The organism is Sandarakinorhabdus sp., from assembly GCF_051860625.1.
GTDB lineage: Bacteria > Pseudomonadota > Alphaproteobacteria > Sphingomonadales > Sphingomonadaceae > Sandarakinorhabdus.
In genome coordinates this window covers 379,369-399,031 of sequence record NZ_JBHYDQ010000001.1, presented here as the reverse complement: position 1 = coordinate 399,031, position 19,663 = coordinate 379,369, and the positions used below count along the sequence as shown (strand labels likewise).

Genomic DNA, 19,663 nt, shown 5'->3' with positions numbered 1-19,663 from the left:
TCGACCGACCGACCGGCGGCCCTGTTCATCCTGCCCCAACTCGCATAGATGAGAGTGGGGTAATGGCGCAGCGTGCCAGCGTGAACCTGGACGCTGGAACCGGACGCAGCACCAAAATCGAAGCCGGTTTCTTGTCGTTTCGGCGGCCTTTCCGGGTAGCACTGCCAGCCCGGCACAGACAAAAGCGAGCTGAACGATGGTCGATGAATATGGTTTTCCGCGTGACCCTGACATGGATCATGCAGGGCTGATCCTTGATAATTTCGTCTACTGCAGTCGTGCGGCCGAAGGCGTGGACGATGCTGAGGTCGATCGCATCATCGAATGGTCGCAACGCCGCAATGTCGAACGCGCCATCACCGGGGTGCTGGTGTTCGGGAGCGGCATATTCTTCCAGTGGATCGAGGGTCCGCCGGATGAGGTGGAAAAGCTTGTCGCCAGCCTGCATGGCGATCCGCGTCATTACGACATCGTCCCGCTGGACCGGAGCGTGGAAAATCGCGAGCGGCTGTATCCGAATTGGGAGATGGAGCGGGTCGGCGCTGAAGACATTCGTGAGGTGCTGCAGGAAGCGCTGGAAAGCGCCGAAGATGAAAACAACATCGCGACCCTGCAGCGTATTCTGAAGCACCTCGATTTGGCCCCCATAGAGGCGCTTGGGCGAAATTGACCTGGTTCAGCTGCGCAGCGCCTCGATGGGAGAAAGCCTTGAGGCGCGCGTTGCCGGCCACCAGCCGAAGAAGATGCCGATGGCTGCCGAAACCGCAAAGGCAATGATGATGGCTGCTGGCGTGATTTCGGTGTCGAAGCCGATGAAATTATCGGCCGTCTTGGCCAGGCTGGTGCCCAGCACGACGCCGATGCCGCAGCCGATCAAGCTCAGCATCAAGGCTTCCATCAGGAATTGCAGGCGGATTGCGCCGCGCGGGGCGCCGATGGCCATGCGGATGCCGATTTCGCGGGTGCGTTCGGTGACGGAAACCAGCATGATGTTCATGATGCCGATGCCGCCCACCACCAGGCTGATCGATCCGATGGCGGCCAGCAGCAGCGATACGGCGGTGGTCGCCGTGCTCAGCGTGTCGGTGATGGCGGTCAAGTTCGCCACTTGAAAATCATCCACTTCGCCGGCGCGCAGATTGTGGCGGCGGCGCAGCAGGCGGCTGATATCATCGATGGCCGGCTCCAGCGCCTCGGCCGACCCGACGCTTACGGAAATCGTGCGGATCGTCCCGCGAAAGGCATTGGCCTGCAGCAGGCGCTGCGCACTGGTGAGCGGCACCACGATCGTATCGTCGCGATCCTGGCCGCCAAAGCCCTGCCCGCGCTTTTCGAGCACACCAATCACCGTGAAGCTGACGCCCTTGATGCGGACGGGCTGGCCGGTTGCTGCGCGCGCGCCATAGAGTTTTTCCGCCACGGTCTGCCCGATCACGGCCACGCGCGCGCCGGCCCGGTCTTCGCGCGCATTGAACGGCCGGCCTTCCGCCACTGGCCATTCATTCACTTCGAACCACGCCGGTGCCGCGCCGGTGACATTGGTGGCCCAGTTGTTCGGCCCGGCCACTACCTGTGCCGGGATGCCGGCCGACGGCGCTGCTGCCACGACATTGGGCAGCGCGGCAATCGCATCGGCATCATCGATGCGCAGGCTGGCGCCGCTGCCGGCACCGCCGAAAATGCCGCCCTGGCGCCCGCTGCCCGCCGTGACGATCAACAGATTGGAGCCCAGCCCCGAAATCGAATCCGCCACTTGTTTCTGCACACCGCCGCCAATCGCCAGCATCAGAATGACCGCAGAAACCCCGATGATCATGCCAAGCATGGTGAGCAGCGATCGCAGCCGGTTGGCCACCAGCGCGGTCCAAGCCTCCGCCAGCATCGCGTTCAGCATGGCCGCGCGCTCATGCTGCCGCTGCCGGATGGCCGAACAGCGCGGTGTCGTCAGGCGGGCCGTCGTGCACGATAAGGCCATCCTGGATGCGCACCACGCGGTTGGTGACGCGTGCCACTTCGGGATCGTGGGTCACGATCACCACCGTCACGCCGCGCGTTTCGTTCAGTTCGCGAAACAGCGCCAGCACCTCCTGGCCGGTGCGGGTATCGAGCGCGCCGGTCGGCTCATCGGCCAACAGCAGGGCCGGCGCATTGGCCAGCGCGCGCGCAATCGCCACCCGCTGCTGCTGGCCGCCCGAAAGCTGGGTGGGGCGGGAATTGAGCTTGTCGCCAAGGCCGACACTGGCCAGCAGGGCTGCAGCGCGCGTCCGCCGATCGGCCGCCGATGCACCGGCATAGACCATCGGCAGCGCCACATTGGCCTGCGCGGTCAGCCGTGGCAGCAGATTGAACCCCTGAAAGATGAAGCCGATGCCCTTGCCGCGCAGCCGCGCCATCTCGGTTTCGGACAGCGTCGCCGTGTCCTTGCCGTCAAAGCGATAGCGGCCGGCCGTCACCGTATCGAGGCAGCCAATCAGGTTCATCAGCGTGGATTTGCCCGATCCCGATGGTCCCATGATGGCGATGAATTCACCGGCCTGCACTGCAAGATTCACCCCGTGCAGCGCCCGAAAGCTGCCGGCTTCGGATTGATAATCCTTGATCACATCGTGCAGGGCGATCAGCAGGTTCATTTTGCCGTGGCATCCTGCCCGCGCCGGTTGCGCGGCTGCTGCCCGGGCGGGCCGCTGAACATGCCGGGCGCGGCATCGGCCTTGTTGAGGCCGGTGATCACCTGTTCGCCGGCCTTGATCGGTCCCGAAACAATCTCGCTGGCCAGCGGATCGCTCGCCCCCAGCCGCAGCCGCCGCGCCGTTGCTGTTCCGGCATCATCCACGAACACGATCGCTTCGTCGGCGGCCAGATCGGTCGCCGGCTTGAAGCCTTCCGGGCGGAAGCCCAGCGCACCATTGGGCAGCAACAGCACATTGTTGCGGCTCGCCACCTGAAAGCGCGCGTCGGCGGTCATGCCTGGCAGCAGCGCCCCATCGGCATTTTCGGCCTCCACCACCACCGTGTAGGTCACCACATTCTGCTGCGTTACCGGATTGAGCCGGATCTGCTTCACGGTGCCGGCAAAGTTGCGGCCGCCATAGGCATCAACGGTGAAGCGCACCTGCTGGCCGGCCTGAACGCGCGCGATATCCGCTTCGGCCACCGAAGCCTCGATCTGCATCCGCGACAGATCGCGGGCGATGGTGAACAGGGTCGGCGTGCTGAACGCGGCAGCCACCGTGGTGCCTATATCGACTTCGCGGCTGATCACCACGCCCGATACCGGCGCCCTGATCACCGAAAACTGCAGATTGGCGCGATCCTGAGCCACCTGCGCGGTTGCCGCCTGCACTTGTGCGGCGGCGCCCCGGCTGTTGGCGACCAGCGTCTCATAGTCCTGCCGGCTGATATAATCCTTGGCGACCAGATCGGCAGCGCGGCGCACATTGGCGGCCTGCAAGGCGGCCTGCGCCCGCGCCTGCGCCAGGCTTGCCTCGCTGGCGGCCAAGCGGCTGGCAAACAACGCGGGATCGAGCCGCAGCAGCACCTGCCCCGCCCGCACAGTGTCGTTGAAATCGGCGTGCAGGCTGATCACGGTGCCCGAAACCTGCGTGCCGACCTTCACGACGCGGATCGGGTTGAGCACGCCATTGGCGGTGATCGTCTCGGCAATGTCGCCGCGCGCAATCGTTTCCGTGACAAAGGGCGGTGGTGGCGGCGGTGCCGTCAGTTGGCGCCACACCACAAGCCCGGCGATCAGCACGACAACCAGCGCAACAGCGATCAGGGACCGGCGGCGGTTCATGGCTTGGTTCCCTCATAGGCGCTCATGTCGCCAACGGCGCGGGCCAGTTCGGCCTGGGCGGTGCGCACGCCAAATTCGGCCTGCACAAATTGTTGCCGCGCCGCTGCCAGCGCATTCTGGGCATTGAGCAGATCGGCAAAGGTCCCCGTGCCGGCCTGGTAGCGGCCCTGTGCCAGATCGGCGGATTCGCCGGCACTGCGCAGCAAGGCGTTGGCTGGTGTCAGGCTGGCCAGCGCATTTTCGAGCGCGACATAGGCTTGCCACACCGCCAGCCCGGCCGATTGGCGCACCTGTTCCAGCACCGCTGTCTGCTGGGCGCGCTGGGCGCGGGTCTGGGCGATCTGATAGCGGGTCGCCCATCCCGAAAACAGCGGGATCGACAGGCTGATGCCGGCGCTCGAAAGATTGCGATCGATCGATTCATCCAGCGCGCTCAGCGTGTTGGCGGCCTGAAATCCCACGCTGGGCCGCCCAGCCGATCGCGCCACCCGTTCATTGGCTTCGGCCGCCTCCACCTGCGCACGGGCGGCCCGCAGGTCTGGCCGCAGGGTTTCGGCTTGACTGATCAACGCATCGGCGCCGGCCTGCAGCGCAGGCGCCGCAGCAAGCGGCGCCAATTGTTCAAGCAGCAACGCGGTGCCCGGCGGCAGGCCCATGGCCACCGCCAGCCGGCCGGCGGCACTCGCCACATTCCCGCGCGTCTGGATCAGCGTCAGTTCGGCCTGTGCCGCCTGGGTTTCGCCCTGTAGGGCATCAGCACCGGTCGCAACGCCGGCGGCCTTGCGCGCAGCGGCGAGATCGCGGGATTGCCGGGCAAAGGCGAGATTGGCGCGATTGGCTTCCTCCACGGCGCGGTTGGCGGCCAGTGCATTCCACGCCGAAACCACCTCCAGAATCACGCCCTGGGCGCTGTCATCGAACTGGGCCTGCAAGGCCCGCGCATTGGCATCGGCGGCGGCAATGCGCCCGGCGCGCGCGCCGCCGTCGATCACCAGCCAGTTCAACCCCAGCCGAACAGTGGTGGTCGTATTGCTGACCGTCGATGCGCCGCCGCCAATGATCTGACCATTGCCATCGACAAAGCCGGTATCGCGAAAGCTTTGCGAACGATTGAGCGTCGGGCCGATCTGCGCGTCGATTTGCGGCAGCAACGGCCCGCGCGCGGCACCAGCCTGGGCTGCTGCGGCCTGCGCCGCGGCCCACGCGGCTGCCGTGCGCGGGTTGCGGCACAGTGCAAGATCGACGGCATCGGCAAGCGCCAGCGGTTTGGCCGGCAGTTCGCAGCCCCCGGCCCGATCGGCTGGCAACAGGCTGCGCGGATCGGCCTGCAAGGCCGCCATCGCAATGATCAGAAGGCCAAGCATGGCCATGTCCTATGCGATGCGCGGCACTGGCGAAAGAGGCTCAGCGCCGCAACCGCCCCGCCCGGCGTTCAGGCCACCAGCTCGGTCTCCCGCGGCACCCCGTTTACCACGGCGGTATCCACGCCCAGATCACGGGCAATCTCCCGCGCGGTCATCTTGGCTGACATCATCACCGATGGCGTGCCGCCGCCCGGCTGCGTGCCTTGCCCGACAAGGTAGAGATTGCGGATATCTTCGGATTTGTTGTGCGGACGGAAAAAGGCGGTCTGGGTCAACACCGGTTCCACGCCGAAGCCGTTGCCAAGGTAGGAACCCAGCGTTTCGGCAAAATAATCCGGCGTGATGAAGCTCTTGTGCTTCAGACGCGCGGCCAGATCGGGGATATAGCCGCGCTCTTCCAGGAAGGTCAGCACCCGGTCGCACAGTTTCGGCCCTTCGACGTCCCAATCCAGGCCGCTGGCGTTGTTGGGCACCGGGATCAGCGTGTAGGCCGCGTGATGGCCGGGCGGCGCCAGGCTGGGATCGGTCAGGGTCGGGATGTGGAGATATTGCGAGAAATCCGGGCTCATCACCTTCTTCTCGAAAATCTCGTTCAACAGCGCTTCGTAACGCGGGCCCAGGATGATGTTGTGATGGCGCAGATCGGGATCATTGTCGCGGCGTTCGTACCCGAAGTAGATCACCATCAACGACATGGATTGCTTGCGGAATTTCACCAGCGCATCGCGGTTGATGCGGCGGTGCGATTTGTCGATCAGCTTCATGTAGGTGGTGGCATAATCGGCGTTCGACACCACGACATCGGCCGCGATGGTCTCGCCGCCCTTCAGCCGTACGCCGGTCGCCGTCCGGTCCTGCACCAGGATCTGGTCGACCGGCGCATTCACCCGCAGCCGGCCGCCCATCTCCTCGAACTTGGTGATCAGGGCCGAAACCATGGCGCCGGTGCCGCCCTTGGCAAAATGGATGCCCCAGGTTTTCTCGACGAAATGGATCATCGCATAGATGGCCGGCACCTTCATCGGGTTGCCGCCGACCAGCAAGGGTTCGAAACTGAACACCTGGCGCATCTTGTCGGATTTGAAATATTTGCTGATCAGGCTGAACAGCGGCTGCACGGCGCCCAGCTTCAACAGATCGGGCACCACACCCAGCATCGATCCCAGGCTGCCGAAATAGGTGTAGCCCAGTTGCAGGAAACCGCGCTGGAAGATGGCACGCGCCTGCTCGTGGAACGCCTCGTAACCTTCCAGATCTTCCGGCGCGAGTCGCTTGATCTGCTCCCGGGTGCTGACCGGATCGCCGTCGTAATCAAAGAAGGTGCCATCATCGAAATAAATGCGGTAGAACGGCAGGATCGGCATTATTTCCAGATATTTGCTGGTGTTGGGTCCGCCCGAGATGCCTTCCCGGATCCGACTGTTTTCATCCAGCACATGCGCCGGAAAATCCGGCTCGCCCAACATGGCATGGTCCTGCTGCAGGCTGAACAGTTCCTCGATGAAATGCGGCACGGTGAGCACGGTCGGCCCCATGTCGAACACGAAGCCATCGGCGCGGCGCACATAGGCCCGGCCACCCGGCGCATCGAGCGCCTCGACAATCTCGGTATCAAATCCAAGGCTTTGCAGCCGCATCGCGCACGAAATGCCCCCGATGCCTGCTCCAATAACAACCGCTTTACGTCTTGGCATGTGGTCCGACCTTTTCTTCGCTTTGTGCTGGTAGTCCCCCAACGCGGTTTAAACAAAATCTGAAATTGTCGCAGGCTTGAACAAGCTGCCGTGGTGGGCCGCGAAAAAATGAAACTACGGGCAGAGCCCCTGACCCGGCCCGCCGGCGGCCTTTATCCTCTGCTGCCGAACAATGCGCTGCCCACCCGCACCACGGTGGCGCCGAGCAGGGCTGCGGTCTGGTGGTCGCTGGACATGCCCATGGAGAGGCCGGGCAGGCCGAGCCGGCGGGCGTGTTCGGCCAGCAGTGCGAAATAGGGGGCGGGTTCCAGATCGGCGGGGGGGACGCACATCAGGCCGGTGATATCGAGGGTGGCTTCCCGGGCCTGCGTCAGCAGCGCGGGGAGATCGGCCAGCGCGCAGCCGCCTTTCTGGGCCTCATCGCCGATATTGACCTGGAGATAGCATGCGGGGCGTTTGCTCAGCGCGGTTTGCGCCTTGGCCAGTGCGGTGACCAGGCTGGGGCGGTCGACACTGTGGATCACGTCGAACAGCGCCACGGCTTCGGCGGCCTTGTTGGATTGCAACTGGCCGACCAGGTGCAGCACGATGCCCCCAGAGTCCGCGGCTGTTTCGGCGATCAGCGCCGGCCATTTGCCCTGCGCCTCCTGGACGCGGTTTTCGCCGAAATGGCGTTGCCCGGCGGCGATCAGCGGCCTGATATCTTCAGCAGCGAAGGTTTTGGACACGGCGACGAGCAGTGGCCGGTCGCTGCGCCCGGCATCGCGGCAGGCCCGGTAGAGCCCGGCCTGCACCGCAGCCAACCGTTCGGAAGCATCTGTCATGCGATCAGAAGGCGATGCTGGTGCCGAGATAGACAGCCTGATCGTCACGGTCGGGCAGCACCAGGCTCGGCGGTTCCGGCGCGATGCGATAGCGGACGCCGCCGGTGACCGACAGGCGCGGCGCCACGCGATAGGCGCCGCCCAGTTCGAGCGAATAACGGCGGGTGAGCGGCGCGAAGGCCAAGGGTTGGCTCTGTTCGGCGGTGCCCTCCAGCTTGGTGCGCCAGTTGTTGCCACCATAGGACAGGCCCAGGTTGAGCGCGTCGGTCATCCGGCCGGCCAGCGGCGCCGAGAGCACCGGTTCGGCATGGCTGTAACCGGTATCGAGCGCGAAGCCCTTCCAACCGAACGAAACATTGACGCCATAACCGGCGGGCACGACCAGATTATCGGCCGGCGTCGCCGCCTTGGAGCGATCGGCCGCCGGCGCGGTGACTCGCGTCGCCAGCGCCAGCGACAGCGCACGCAGATTTTCGGCCTGGCCCGATGGCGTGAAGCGGAAGCCGCTGGACAGTGACTGCGGCTGTGCCGGTGCGCCCGGCGCCGTGAAGGCAAACCGCCCGAATTCAGCAATCTTCGGCTGGAACGGCGTGATCGGCGTGTCGACCGTCAAGCGCTGCTTTGGTGTCTTCGATGCTGGCTTTGCGGCCTGCGCCGATGCGGCCAGCCCGACGCATAGCAAGCCGGCCACCAGCATCTGCGCGATGCGGTGAGCAGAGGCGCGCGTGTGCGCGACCGAATCGGCCCCAAGCTTCATGTCATCAACCTAGCAACAGCCATGCGCCAAGCCCATAAAACTTTGGACGTATAGCCAGCCTGAACGGCGCCAAGCCCGCGTTTTTGCAAAGTTTGTGGCGGGAAGCCCACAGTTGTTGCAGCCAAGCCTTGGTACAGCGCGCCTGCAGGCCTGTCTGTGGGCGCGTCGGGCTTGGCGGCAGAGGTGCAACATGCCAATAAGCAGCGCGAGCCGGCCCGACGGGGCCGCATCCGATGAAGGGCCTGCCATGCGGCGTATCGTTACCCTGGTTTTCCTGTCTTCGCTGGCACTGATGGCGCCGGCCTGCGGCCGCAAGCAACCGAAGATTGCCGCTGAAGCGCCGCCGCGGGTGACCACGCTGGGCATCAATGCCTATCTGTGGCGCGCGGCGCTGGATACGATCGGTTTCATGCCTTTGGCCCAGGTCGATTCCAATGGCGGCGTGATCATTACCGATTGGTATGTGTCCCCCCAAAGCGCCAATGAGCGGGTGAAGGTGACCGTCACCGTGTTGGATACCGAACTTCGCGCCGATGCGTTGACGGTGAATGTGCAGCGCCAGACGTTGGGTGCCACCGGTTGGACCGATGCGGGCGTGCGCGCCGGGACCGTGCAGCGCATGGAAGAAACCGTGCTGGCCAAGGCGCGGGATCTGCGGCGCAGCACCATGGCGCCAGACCGTTGATCCGCTGACCAGACGCCATGCCCCGTTTTGACCATCAGGCCGCAGAAGTGCGCTGGCAGGCCATCTGGGAGGCGCGCGAAAGCTTCGTCGCCCGCGACGACAGCCCGCGGCCCAAGGCCTATGTGCTTGAAATGTTTCCCTATCCGTCAGGGCGCGTGCATATTGGGCATGTGCGCAACTATACGATGGGCGATGTCGTGGCGCGCACCCGCCGCGCGCAGGGTTTCGAGGTGCTGCATCCGATGGGGTGGGATGCGTTCGGCATGCCGGCCGAAAATGCCGCGATGGAGCGCGGCGTAGACCCCGGCAGTTGGACCCGCGCCAATATCGAGGCGATGCGCGCCCAACTGAAGCGGCTGGGCTTTGCGCTGGACTGGAGCCGTGAGCTGGCCACCTGTGATCCGGGCTATTATGGCCAGGAACAGGCGCTGTTCCTGGATATGCTGGCCGCCGGGCTGGTCTATCGCCGCGAATCGGCGGTGAATTGGGATCCGGTCGACATGACCGTGCTGGCCAACGAGCAGGTGATCGACGGCCGTGGCTGGCGATCGGGCGCGCTGGTGGAGCGTCGCAAGTTGAACCAGTGGTTCCTGAAAATCACGGACTTTGCGGATGATCTGCTGGATGGGCTGAGCGGCCTCGATCAGTGGCCCGACAAGGTGCGGCTGATGCAGGAGAACTGGATCGGGCGTTCGACGGGGCTGCGGTTTCGTTTCGAGTTGGCGACTGACTTCCCCACCCCCGGCCCCTCCCCTGAAGGGGAGGGGAGAGGTTTCGACGTGTTCACCACGCGGCCGGACACGCTGTTCGGCGCCAGCTTCGCCGCCATCGCCGCCGATCACCCATTGGCGCAGCAATGTGCACGCGACAACCCGGCGCTGGCCGATTTCATCGCGCAGTGCCAAGCTGGCGGCACCGCGGCGGCGGATATCGAAACACAGGAAAAGCTGGGCTTTGATACCGGCTTGTCGGTGATCCACCCGCTGGATCCCGGCCTTCAGTTGCCAGTATTCGTCGCCAATTTCGTGCTGATGGATTATGGCACCGGCGCGCTGTTCGGCTGCCCAGGCCACGACCAGCGTGACCTCGATTTTGCCCGCAAATATCAGCTGCCGGTGCTGCGCGTGGTGGCGGCTGAGGGCGAGGAGCAGGCGCCGATCCACAACGATGCCTATACCGGGCCGGGCCGCATGGTGAATTCGCGGTTCCTGGACGGCATGACCGCCGAAGATGCGCGCGCTGCGGTGATTGCCCGTGCGACGTCCGAGGGCTGGGGGACAAGCGTCACGCAATATCGCCTGCGTGACTGGGGTGTCTCGCGCCAACGTTATTGGGGCACGCCGATCCCGATCATCCATTGCGACGCGTGCGGTGTGGTGCCGGTGCCCAAGGCCGATTTGCCGGTGATCCTGCCCGAAGACGTGAGCTTCGATGTGCCCGGCAACCCGCTGGAACGCCACCCGACCTGGGGCCAGGTGGCCTGCCCGACGTGCGGCGCGTCGGCGCGGCGGGAGACCGACACGCTGGATACCTTCACCAATTCATCCTGGTATTTCATCCGCTTCGCCAGCGCGCCGCTCGATCGTCCGTTCGATCCGGCGGTGGCGGCGCAATGGCTACCGGTGGGCCAGTATATCGGCGGGGTGGAGCATGCCATCCTGCACCTGCTTTATGCGCGCTTCTGGACGCGGGCCTTGCAGCGCATCGGGGCCCTGGATGTCGCGGAGCCGTTTTCCGGGCTGTTCACGCAAGGCATGGTCACCCACGAGACCTATAGCCGGCCGCAGGGCGAAGGCCTGCCGCCGATCTGGTTCGCGCCCGAAGAGGTTGATCGCCGCAGCGACGGCGCCTGGTTGAAGGCGGATGGTGACAAGGTCGAGGTCGGCCGCGTCATCAAGATGTCGAAATCGAAGAAGAATGTCATCGATCCCGATGCCATTCTCGGTCGCTATGGCGCGGACGCCGTGCGCTGGTTCATGTTGTCGGACTCGCCGCCGGAGCGCGACTTGGCCTGGTCGGAAAGCGGTATCGATGGTGCCTGGCGCTTCGTGCAGCGTGTGTGGCGGTTGGCGGAAGAACATGTCGCGACCGCCGAAGGTGTCGCAGACGGCAAGCTGGATCGCCAGGTGCATCGGGCCATTGCCGCAGTGACAAGCGATATCGATCGGCTGCAGTTCAACAAGGCGGTTGCGCGCCTGTATGAACTGGTCGGCGCACTGGAACGCGCCAGCCCCGGCCCCAGCCGCAGGGCCGGCGTTGTCACGCTGATTCAACTGGTTGCGCCGATGGCGCCGCATCTGGCCGAAGAGGCCTGGGCGCTGCTGGAGCAGGACGGGCTGGTGTGTGACGCGGCGTGGCCGGTGGCAGACCCGGCGTTGCTGATCGACGATGAAGTGACCATCGCCGTGCAGGTGAACGGCAAGTTGAAGGGCAGTTTCACCGCCGCCAAGGGCAGCGAGAAGGCCGTTCTGGAGGCCGATGCGCTGGCCCTGCCGACAGTGCAACGCAGCCTGGATGGCGCGAGTCCACGCAAGATCATCGTGGTGCCCGATCGCCTGGTGAACATCGTTGCGTAGCCCCGGTCTGCTTCACGCCCTGCTGTTTTTGGCGCTCGCCGTTTCCGGCTGCGGCCTGCAACCGGTCTATACTGGTGGCAGCGCCTCGGCGCCGGCCAGCCTGATGGCAGACATCGGCATTGCGCCGATCCCCGAACGCGCGGGCTTTCTGGTGCGCCAGGCGCTGGAGGATCAGTTTGGTCGCGCCGTCGACAATCCGCGCTATCGGCTTGAAGTCGTTCTGGACGATCAGATCACGGCCTTTGGTTTGCGCGGTGATTCTTCGGCGGCCCGCGAACGGCGCACGTTGCGCGCGCGCTTTCGGCTGGTGGAGGCGGCCACTGGCCAGGTTGTGCTGGATGACAGCGCGTCGGCCGATGCCGGTATCGATCGCGTCAGCTCCAACTATGCCGTGGTTGCAGCGGAAAATAGCGCGCTCGACCGGCTGTCCGTTGATATCGCTCGGCAAATCAGCGCCCGGCTGGCACGCCATGCCCGCGCCACCGCCAGGTGAGCGGCGGCGATGAAGGCCGACCCTGGCCGCATCGCCAGCATCGCCCGGGTCTGGCCGCCGGAGCTGCGGCTGGTGCTGCTGTTCGGGCCGGATGATTCCGCCTCGCGCGATCTGGCCGGCCAGCTGGTGGCGGGGATCGCGCCAGAGACGCTGACCGAGATTGATGGCAGCAGCCTGAAGCATGACCCGCAAGCGCTGGTCGCCGCCGCAACCAGCCTGTCGATGTTTGGCGGTCGCGAGTTGGTGCGGGTGGACGGTCTGGATGAGGCCGGGCTTCCTGCTGTCGAGGCCCTGCTGTCGGCGCCTGCGGGGCATCCGGTGGTTGCCGTGGCTGGCGATCTGAAGGCTGCCAACAAATTGCGCCAAGCTGCGGAAAAACATGCCGCAATCGCCGCCTGTGCCCAGTATGAGGCGACCTTGCGTGATGCGCCCAAGCTGCTCGCCGAGATGGCTGCGCCGCTGGGTTTGCGGTTGGAGCGCGGGGTGGCTGAAACATTGTTTGCATCTGCCGCGGGCGATCGGCAGGTGATGCGCCGCGAGCTGGAAAAATATGCGCTTTTCAAGGACTCAGCGGCCGATAATCCACAGCGCTTGGACGCGGACGATCTCGCGGCGCTTGGCATTGCCAGTGGTGAGGCGGAACTGTTCGCTCCGATTGCAGCCATCACCACTGGCGACGTTGCGACAGCGAGCGATCTGTTGGCGCGGCTGCCCGATGGGACTGCGATTCCACTGCTGCGCGGATTGGAGCGCCGGTTCGTGCAATTGATCGCGTTGCGCGTCGAGGTAGATGCGGGTCGCAGCCCCGATGCCGTGGTGGAAGGTGCAAGGGCAATCTTTTTCAAGGAGAAGCCGATAATTGCCAAAGCCTTGGCGATATGGACGCAGGATCGTCTGCGCCGCGCCATGGGCGAGATTCTGGCTGCAGAACGCGCCGTCAAGGCCAGTGGAGGGCTTGCCGATGTGGGCGCGCATGCGATGCTGCTGGCAATGACGCGCCGGGCGGCAGCGGCGGCGCGCAGACGTTAGCTGGCGCCGAGGCGGGCGCAGAGCATGTCGAGTTGATCGAGATCGGCAAAGCGGATGGTCAGGCTGCCGCTGCTGGCGCCGGCAGCGACCTGCAGGGCGACGGGCATGCCGAGTGCCTCAGCCAGTTGGCTTTCCAGGGCTTCGCTGTTGGGATCATTGGCCGTTGCGGGGGGCGGTGATGGCGCGCCTTGTTTGCCACGCCCGCCAGCGAGCTGCTGTTCCAGGGCACGCACAGACAGGCCCTGACGCACCACCTTGTCGGCCAGTGCCTCGGCATCGGCGGTTCCGACCAGCGCGCGGGCATGGCCCATGGAGAGTGTGCCGGTTTCCACCATGGCCTGCACCGGGGTTGGGAGGTCCAGCAGGCGCAGTAAATTCGTGATGTGGCTGCGGGATTTGCCGACGATATCGGCCAAAGCTGACTGGGTATGGCCATGTTCGGCGATTAGCCGTTGATAGCCGCGGGCTTCTTCGATGGCATTGAGATCGGCGCGCTGGATGTTCTCGATAAGTGCAATTTCAGAGACTTGACGGTCATCGAGCGGGCGGACGACGACGGGAATCTCGTGCAGGCCGGCGGCTTGCGCTGCGCGCCAGCGGCGTTCGCCGGCGATGATCTGGTGGCGGCCGGCGTGTGGGCGGACGAGGATTGGTTGCAATATGCCGTGGGCGCGAACCGAGGCGACAAGTTCGGCCATGGCCTGCTCATCGAAGTGGCGGCGGGGCTGATAGGGATTGGTGGCGATGTCGGCGACGGGCAGGCGCACCACGCTTGGGGCATCGACGGATGGCGGCGAAGCGATGTCGTCCAGCAGGGCCGACAGCCCGCGGCCGAGGCCGGATTTTTTTCTCGTTTCAGCCATTTGTTTGGCTCCTTATCCCGCCAGTGCCAGTCTGGCATCGATGCGGCCGAGCAGTTCGCGGGCCAGCGCGACATAGGCTTCGGAGCCGAGGCAGCGGCTGTCGTAGATCAACGCCGGCAGGCCGTGGCTGGGGGCCTCGGACAGGCGGACGTTGCGCGGTACCATCGTTTTCAACACCTTTGCACCCATCACGGCGCGGACATCGTCGCAGACCTGATCGGACAGCCGGTTGCGACGATCGACCATGGTCAGCACAATACCCAGCAATTCCAAGCGCCTGTTGAGGCCAGCCTTCACGCGATCGATGGTGCCGAGCAGTTGCGACAGGCCTTCGAGGGCGAAAAACTCGCTTTGCAGCGGCACCAGCACGCTGTCGGCCGCGACCAGTGCATTGACGGTGAGCAAGCCGAGCGATGGAGGACAGTCGATGAGCATGAAATCAAAGGGTGGCAGTGTGGCGAGCGCGTCAGCAAGGCGGTGGGTGCGGCGGTCGGTGCTGACCAGCTCGACTTCTGCACCGGACAGGGCAGACGTTGCCGGGATCAGCGACAGGCCCGGAACGGCGGTGGGCTTGACGGTGTCTGCGGCCGGAACATCGCCGATAAGCAATTGATAAAGCGAGGGTTCGCGATCCTTGCGGCCGACGCCGAGGCCAGTGGAGGCATTGCCCTGCGGGTCGCTGTCGATCACCAGCACGCGCTTGCCGATGGCGGCCAGTGCGGTGGCCAGATTGACCGCCGTCGTCGTCTTGCCGACGCCGCCCTTCTGGTTGGCAATGGCGATGATCATCGGCGTTTCACCCCTGTTGCCACCACGATGCGGGCGGCCGAATCGGTGCGGCTGGGAATCAGCTCGTGACCAAAGTGGAAGCGCTGTGCCGCGCTGGCAAGTTCTTCCTGCACGCGGGCGCCCTTTGGCAGGATCCAGCGCGTGCGTGGGCCGGCAAAGCGGACGCTCCAATCGAACAAGGTGGCCAGCGGTGCGGCAGCTCGGGCAGTGATGATGTCAAAACGCTGGGTTGGTGTGTCCTCAACGCGGGCGTTGGTCACTGTAACCTGGGCAGATGAGCCAGTTTCTTGGGCTATCGTGGCCAGAAACGTGCATTTCTTGGTGATGGATTCGACCAACATGAAGTTGGCGGTGGGGTCCATGATGGCGAGGACGAGGCCGGGGAAACCGCCACCGGCGCCGATGTCCAGCCAGCGTTGGCCGGGCCCGGCGATGGGCAAGAGCTGTGCTGAATCGCGGAAGTGGCGGTCCCAGATGTGCGGCAGTGTGGATGGCCCGATCAGGTTCATGCGCTGCTGCCAATCGGTGAGCAACTCGGCGTAACGGTCCAGACGCGCCAATGTTTCACGTGAAACATCAAACTCGGCTGCAAAGGCTGCGCGTTCCGGATTGTCCATCAGGCGGCCCGGCGCGATGCGAGCGGCAGCAAGGCGATGAGCGCCGCCGGCGTGATGCCCGGAACACGGCTGGCCGCGCCGATGGTCGCTGGGCGCGCGCGGGTCAGGCGTTCGACCATCTCGTGGGACAGGCCAGGGACTGCTGCAAAATCGATCGATGCGGGCAGCACCAGGCCCTCATCGCGGCGCAGCGCAGCCACTTCGGCATCTTGCCGGGCCACATAGGAAGCGTAGTTGGCATCCACCGCGAGGCTGGCGAACAGCTCGTCAGGGATGCTGGCCAGTTGTGGCCAAACACGGCGCGCCGCTTCATGGGTAACGGCCGGGAAGCGCAGCCAGTCGAACAGGTTGCGTGATTGGCCATCCTGACGCACATCAATCCCGTGGGTGGCGAGTTGGTGAGGGGTGGCGGATAGCGTGTCGAGCAAGCTACGGGCCACGTTGCGTGCCGTGGTTTCGGCGACAAAGCGCTCAGCCTGCGCGGCGGGGATCAGGTCCAGCGTCTGTCCGAGCGGTGTCAGTCGCTGATCGGCATTGTCGGCGCGCAGGCGCAAGCGATACTCGGCGCGGCTGGTGAACATGCGATAGGGCTCAGCGGCACCGTGGGTGGTGAGATCGTCGATCATCACGCCGATATAGGCCTGGGTGCGATTGATGGTCAGTTCGGGCAGTCCAAGCGCCGTCGCGGCGGCATTGGCGCCGGCGACCAGGCCTTGGGCGGCGGCTTCCTCGTAACCCGTGGTGCCGTTGATCTGGCCAGCGAGGAACAAGCCGGCGATGTCCTTGCAGGCCAGGCCGGGCGTCAATGCGCGCGGATCGACATGATCATATTCAATGGCATAGCCCGGCCGCAGGATGTGCGCGCGTTCCAGGCCCTTGATGGTGGCGATGAATTCTTCCTGCACGGCCAGCGGCAGGGAAGTGGACAGGCCATTCGGATAGATGCTGATGTCGTCATAACCTTCCGGCTCCAGGAATATCTGGTGGCCTTCACGGTCACCGAAGCGCACGACCTTGTCTTCGATGGACGGGCAGTAGCGTGGGCCAAGCGAGTCGATGTGGCCGCCGTAAAGCGCCGATTCGCCAAGGTGATCCCGGATGATCTGGTGGGTCTTTGCATTGGTGCGGGTGATGGCGCAGGGCAGGGGCGGGCGCGGGTTCGGCTCGCTGCTGCGGCTGAAGCAGGGATTGTCGCCGTCGCCGTGTTGCCAGTCTAGCACAGACCAGTCGATACTGCGGCCATCGAGGCGCGCCGGAGTGCCCGTCTTCAGCCGGTTGACCGGCAGGCCAAGTGCACGCAGAGCAGCGCCGAGGTCTGACGCTTGTGCACCGACGCGGCCGCCGGATTCGCGCTGGTTGCCGATGTGCATCATGCCGCCCAGGAAGGTGCCGGTGGTGAGGACTACGGCGGGGGCGCTTAGACGGCCCTGTGCGGTTTCCACACCAGTGATTTTGCCCTGGTCGATGATCAGCGCTTCAACGGCGGTGGTGATGACGGACAAGTTCTGGTGCTCGGCCAATACGCTGGCCATGGCCTGACGGTAGAGTTTGCGGTCGACCTGCGCGCGAGGACCGTGGACAGCCGGCCCCTTGGAACGATTCAACAGCCGTGATTGCAGGCGCGCTGCGTCGGTGACGCGCCCCATGATGCCGCCGAGGGCATCGATCTCGGTAACGAGGTGGCCCTTGCCGATCCCGCCGACCGCCGGATTGCAGCTCAGGGTACCTGGATCATCAGCGCGCAACGTGACGAGGGCCACGCGCGCGCCGCGGCGGGCAGCGGCGGCAGCCGCTTCGCAGCCGGCGTGGCCCGCGCCAACAATGATGACATCGAAGTGCATGAACGGGCTTTAGCCGGTTGGTGCGCGATGTTCCACGTGAAACATCATTGGCTGGCGCCCTAGAGGCCGGCAGTGATCTTCTGGCTGGCGGCCATCATTTCCGGCAGGATCTGCTTCTGCATGTCCTGAATCGTGGTGCGTGATGACGGGCAGCAGACGTTGAGCGCGGCGATCACCTTGCCTTCGCTGTTACGGATCGGCACGGAGATGGCGCCAAGGCCGACCTCCAACTCCTGGTCCACGATGCTGTAGTTCAGGACACGCGCTTCCTCGATCAGTGCACGCAGCTTGACCTTGGAGGTGACGGTGTTGGGGGTGAGTTTCTCGAGCTTCACGCGCTCCAGATAGTCTTCGCGCACATCCTCGGGCTCGGCAGCCAGCAGGATGCGGCCGGTTGACACCGCAAAGGCCGGCGAGCGCTTGCCAACAGTGATGCCGACATTGATCAGCCGTTCCGACGTGGCCCGCGCGACATAAAACACGTCGTCGCCGGCGAGGACGGCGGCAAACACCGATTCCTTCAGGGTGTCCGCGAGTTCATTCATGACCGGCTGGATGACATCGAGCATGCTCATCGACGAAACAGCCGAGTAACCGAGCTTGAGCACCTTTGGTTTCAGATAAAAAAGCTTGTCATCCTTGTCGGCATAGCCTTCGCGCACCAGGGTGAGCAGCAGCCGACGGACAGTGGCGCGGGTCATGCCGGTGCTGCGCGCGATATCAGAGAGGGTCATTTTCGGGCGGGATTTGGTGAACGCCGAAATAACTTCCAGACCACGCGCGAGTGACGCGACATAATCACGGTCACTCACATCGATCACGTCCATCGAATTCATGAAACTGCTTCCAGCGATTGAACCGGCCCCGTCAACCTAGCGGCGGGATACCTGCCATACAAACATATTTGATTTCAAGAAACTCATCGAGGCCGTGGCGGGAGCCTTCGCGGCCGATGCCCGACGCTTTCATGCCGCCGAACGGCGCGCCTTCATAGGATGTGGCACCGGTATTGACGCCAACGATACCGAATTCGAGCGCTTCACTGAAGCGCCAGACGCGCGCGTGATCCTTAGTGAAGAAATAGGCGGCCAGGCCGTATTCGGTGTCGTTGGCCAGGCGCACAGCTTCGGCTTCGGTATCGAAACGGAACACTGGCGCGACCGGGCCGAAGGTTTCCTCGCGGGCGATCTGCATGGCCTGGGTGACGTCCTTCAGGATCGTCGGTTGGAAAAATGATCCGCCCAGCGCGTGGCGGCCGCCGCCGGAAACCACGCTGGCGCCGTGGCTGAGTGCGTCGGCGATATGTTCTTCGCATTTGGCCACCGCAGCCATGTCGATCAGTGGGCCTTGCACGACGCCGTCGGCAAAGCCGTCCCCGATCTTCATCGCCTCGACCGCCGCGGTCAGTGCAGCCAGATAGCGATCATAGATGCCCGATTGGACATAGATGCGATTGGCGCAGACGCAGGTCTGGCCCATGTTGCGGAATTTGGTGGCAATGGTGCCGGCCACCGCCGCTTCGAGATCGGCATCATCGAACACCACGACCGGGGCATTGCCGCCCAGTTCCAGCGCGATCTTCTTGATGGTGGGCGCGGCCTTGGCCATCAGTTCGCGGCCGACTTCGGTCGATCCGGTGAAGGTGAGCTTGCGCACCGTATCGCTGCTGACCAGCTCATCGCCGACCGCGGCGGCGGAGCCGGGCACGATGTTGAACACGCCAGGCGGCAGGCCGGCGCGGATGGCGAGTTCGCCGAGTGCCAGCGCCGACAGCGGCGTGGCGCTGGCCGGTTTCAGCACCATCGTGCACCCCGCAGCGATGGCGGGTGCGGCCTTGCGCGGGATCATCGCCATCGGGAAATTCCACGGGGTGATGGCAGCGACAACGCCGATCGGCTGCTTGAACACCGCGAGGCGGCGATCGCGGGCGTAGCTGGGCAGCAATTCGCCGTAGATGCGCTTGGCTTCCTCGGCATAAAATTCAAAGAACGCAGCGCCATAAAGGATCTCGGCGCGGGCTTCGGCCAATGGCTTGCCTTGTTCAGCGGTCAGGATCTGCGCCAGATCCTCGACATGTTCGACGACCAGATCATGCCAGCGGCGCAGGATGGTGGCGCGTTCCTTGGCGGTGCGGTCGCGCCAATCGGGCAGGGCGGCGTCGGCCGCGGCGATGGCGGCGGCGGCTTCGGCCTGGCCGCCTTTGGCAACCTGGGCCAGTATGGCGCCGGTCGAGGGATTGGTGACATCGAAGCTGGCCAAACCGGCCGGTTTCAGCCATTCCCCATTGATGAGCAGCGCGTCTTTCAACAGGCTCTGGTCGGTCAACTTCATGTCA

General features: G+C 64.7%; 18 protein-coding genes. 5 read left to right on the top strand and 13 right to left on the bottom strand.

What is annotated here, in order from left to right:
- The first annotated feature begins 196 nt into the window (after window positions 1–196).
- On the top strand, window positions 197–670 hold the full coding sequence (locus ACTIEZ_RS01850) for a BLUF domain-containing protein (protein ID WP_439544939.1): 474 nt from the start codon (window positions 197–199) through the stop codon (window positions 668–670).
- Window positions 671–676: 6 nt separating this feature from the next.
- Here ACTIEZ_RS01850 and ACTIEZ_RS01845 read toward each other — a convergent pair whose 3' ends face one another.
- The 7 genes from ACTIEZ_RS01845 to ACTIEZ_RS01815 form a co-directional block, all read right to left on the bottom strand.
- The gene (locus tag ACTIEZ_RS01845; RefSeq protein ID WP_439544938.1) at window positions 677–1,894 is read right to left on the bottom strand and encodes an ABC transporter permease; all 1,218 of its coding nucleotides are present in this window, start codon (window positions 1,892–1,894) and stop codon (window positions 677–679) included.
- A 10-nt stretch (window positions 1,895–1,904) separates the two neighbouring features.
- Window positions 1,905–2,630 carry an ABC transporter ATP-binding protein gene (locus ACTIEZ_RS01840; RefSeq protein WP_439544937.1) on the bottom strand — a complete coding sequence of 242 codons (726 nt, stop codon included), beginning with the start codon at window positions 2,628–2,630 and terminating at the stop codon, window positions 1,905–1,907.
- Entirely contained in the window at window positions 2,627–3,796 is a 1,170-nt protein-coding gene (locus ACTIEZ_RS01835; protein ID WP_439544936.1) for an efflux RND transporter periplasmic adaptor subunit, read from the bottom strand. The genes ACTIEZ_RS01840 and ACTIEZ_RS01835 overlap by 4 nt, the downstream gene beginning before the upstream one ends.
- Entirely contained in the window at window positions 3,793–5,160 is a 1,368-nt protein-coding gene (locus ACTIEZ_RS01830) for a TolC family protein (RefSeq protein ID WP_439544935.1), read from the bottom strand. Before ACTIEZ_RS01830 ends, ACTIEZ_RS01835 begins: the two co-directional genes overlap by 4 nt.
- A gap of 68 nt (window positions 5,161–5,228) precedes the next feature.
- Complete coding sequence (crtI, locus tag ACTIEZ_RS01825) at window positions 5,229–6,854, bottom strand: phytoene desaturase family protein (protein ID WP_439544934.1); 1,626 nt, start codon at window positions 6,852–6,854, stop codon at window positions 5,229–5,231.
- Between the two features lie 152 nt (window positions 6,855–7,006).
- Window positions 7,007–7,678 (bottom strand): YggS family pyridoxal phosphate-dependent enzyme, encoded by a 672-nt coding sequence (locus ACTIEZ_RS01820; protein WP_439544933.1) that lies wholly within the window; start codon window positions 7,676–7,678, stop codon window positions 7,007–7,009.
- Window positions 7,679–7,682: 4 nt separating this feature from the next.
- Complete coding sequence (locus tag ACTIEZ_RS01815) at window positions 7,683–8,435, bottom strand: hypothetical protein (RefSeq protein ID WP_439544932.1); 753 nt, start codon at window positions 8,433–8,435, stop codon at window positions 7,683–7,685.
- Between the two features lie 247 nt (window positions 8,436–8,682).
- Between ACTIEZ_RS01815 and ACTIEZ_RS01810 the strand changes: the two genes are divergently transcribed.
- Genes ACTIEZ_RS01810 through holA form a run of 4 tightly spaced genes read left to right on the top strand, consistent with a single transcriptional unit; the run spans window position 8,683 to window position 13,218 of the window.
- Window positions 8,683–9,120, top strand: a complete 438-nt coding sequence (locus ACTIEZ_RS01810) for a DUF3576 domain-containing protein (RefSeq protein ID WP_439544931.1) — start codon at window positions 8,683–8,685, stop codon at window positions 9,118–9,120.
- Between the two features lie 17 nt (window positions 9,121–9,137).
- Entirely contained in the window at window positions 9,138–11,696 is a 2,559-nt protein-coding gene (gene leuS / locus ACTIEZ_RS01805) for a leucine--tRNA ligase (protein WP_439544930.1), read from the top strand.
- Window positions 11,697–11,724: 28 nt separating this feature from the next.
- Window positions 11,725–12,189: an LPS assembly lipoprotein LptE gene (lptE, locus tag ACTIEZ_RS01800; protein WP_439544929.1), complete on the top strand. Its 465-nt coding sequence runs from the start codon at window positions 11,725–11,727 to the stop codon at window positions 12,187–12,189.
- Window positions 12,190–12,198: 9 nt separating this feature from the next.
- A complete protein-coding gene (holA, locus tag ACTIEZ_RS01795) occupies window positions 12,199–13,218 on the top strand; it encodes a DNA polymerase III subunit delta (RefSeq protein WP_439544928.1) in 1,020 nt (339 codons plus the stop codon).
- On the opposite strand, the gene ACTIEZ_RS01790 is transcribed toward holA, so the two are convergent.
- From ACTIEZ_RS01790 to ACTIEZ_RS01765, 6 genes are read right to left on the bottom strand one after another with little or no spacing between them, the layout of a single operon-like run.
- The gene (locus tag ACTIEZ_RS01790; RefSeq protein ID WP_439544927.1) at window positions 13,215–14,081 is read right to left on the bottom strand and encodes a ParB/RepB/Spo0J family partition protein; all 867 of its coding nucleotides are present in this window, start codon (window positions 14,079–14,081) and stop codon (window positions 13,215–13,217) included. The two genes, holA and ACTIEZ_RS01790, sit on opposite strands and share 4 nt — an antisense overlap.
- 12 nt (window positions 14,082–14,093) lie before the next feature.
- Complete coding sequence (locus ACTIEZ_RS01785) at window positions 14,094–14,870, bottom strand: ParA family protein (RefSeq protein ID WP_439544926.1); 777 nt, start codon at window positions 14,868–14,870, stop codon at window positions 14,094–14,096.
- Window positions 14,867–15,487 carry a 16S rRNA (guanine(527)-N(7))-methyltransferase RsmG gene (gene rsmG, locus ACTIEZ_RS01780; protein WP_439544925.1) on the bottom strand — a complete coding sequence of 207 codons (621 nt, stop codon included), beginning with the start codon at window positions 15,485–15,487 and terminating at the stop codon, window positions 14,867–14,869. Before rsmG ends, ACTIEZ_RS01785 begins: the two co-directional genes overlap by 4 nt.
- Window positions 15,487–17,328, bottom strand: a complete 1,842-nt coding sequence (gene mnmG, locus ACTIEZ_RS01775) for a tRNA uridine-5-carboxymethylaminomethyl(34) synthesis enzyme MnmG (RefSeq protein ID WP_439544924.1) — start codon at window positions 17,326–17,328, stop codon at window positions 15,487–15,489. The genes rsmG and mnmG overlap by 1 nt, the downstream gene beginning before the upstream one ends.
- Before the next feature lie 59 nt (window positions 17,329–17,387).
- Window positions 17,388–18,164 carry an IclR family transcriptional regulator domain-containing protein gene (locus ACTIEZ_RS01770; RefSeq protein ID WP_439544923.1) on the bottom strand — a complete coding sequence of 259 codons (777 nt, stop codon included), beginning with the start codon at window positions 18,162–18,164 and terminating at the stop codon, window positions 17,388–17,390.
- 31 nt (window positions 18,165–18,195) lie between these two features.
- Complete coding sequence (locus ACTIEZ_RS01765) at window positions 18,196–19,659, bottom strand: NAD-dependent succinate-semialdehyde dehydrogenase (RefSeq protein ID WP_439544922.1); 1,464 nt, start codon at window positions 19,657–19,659, stop codon at window positions 18,196–18,198.
- Window positions 19,660–19,663: the final 4 nt, after the last annotated feature.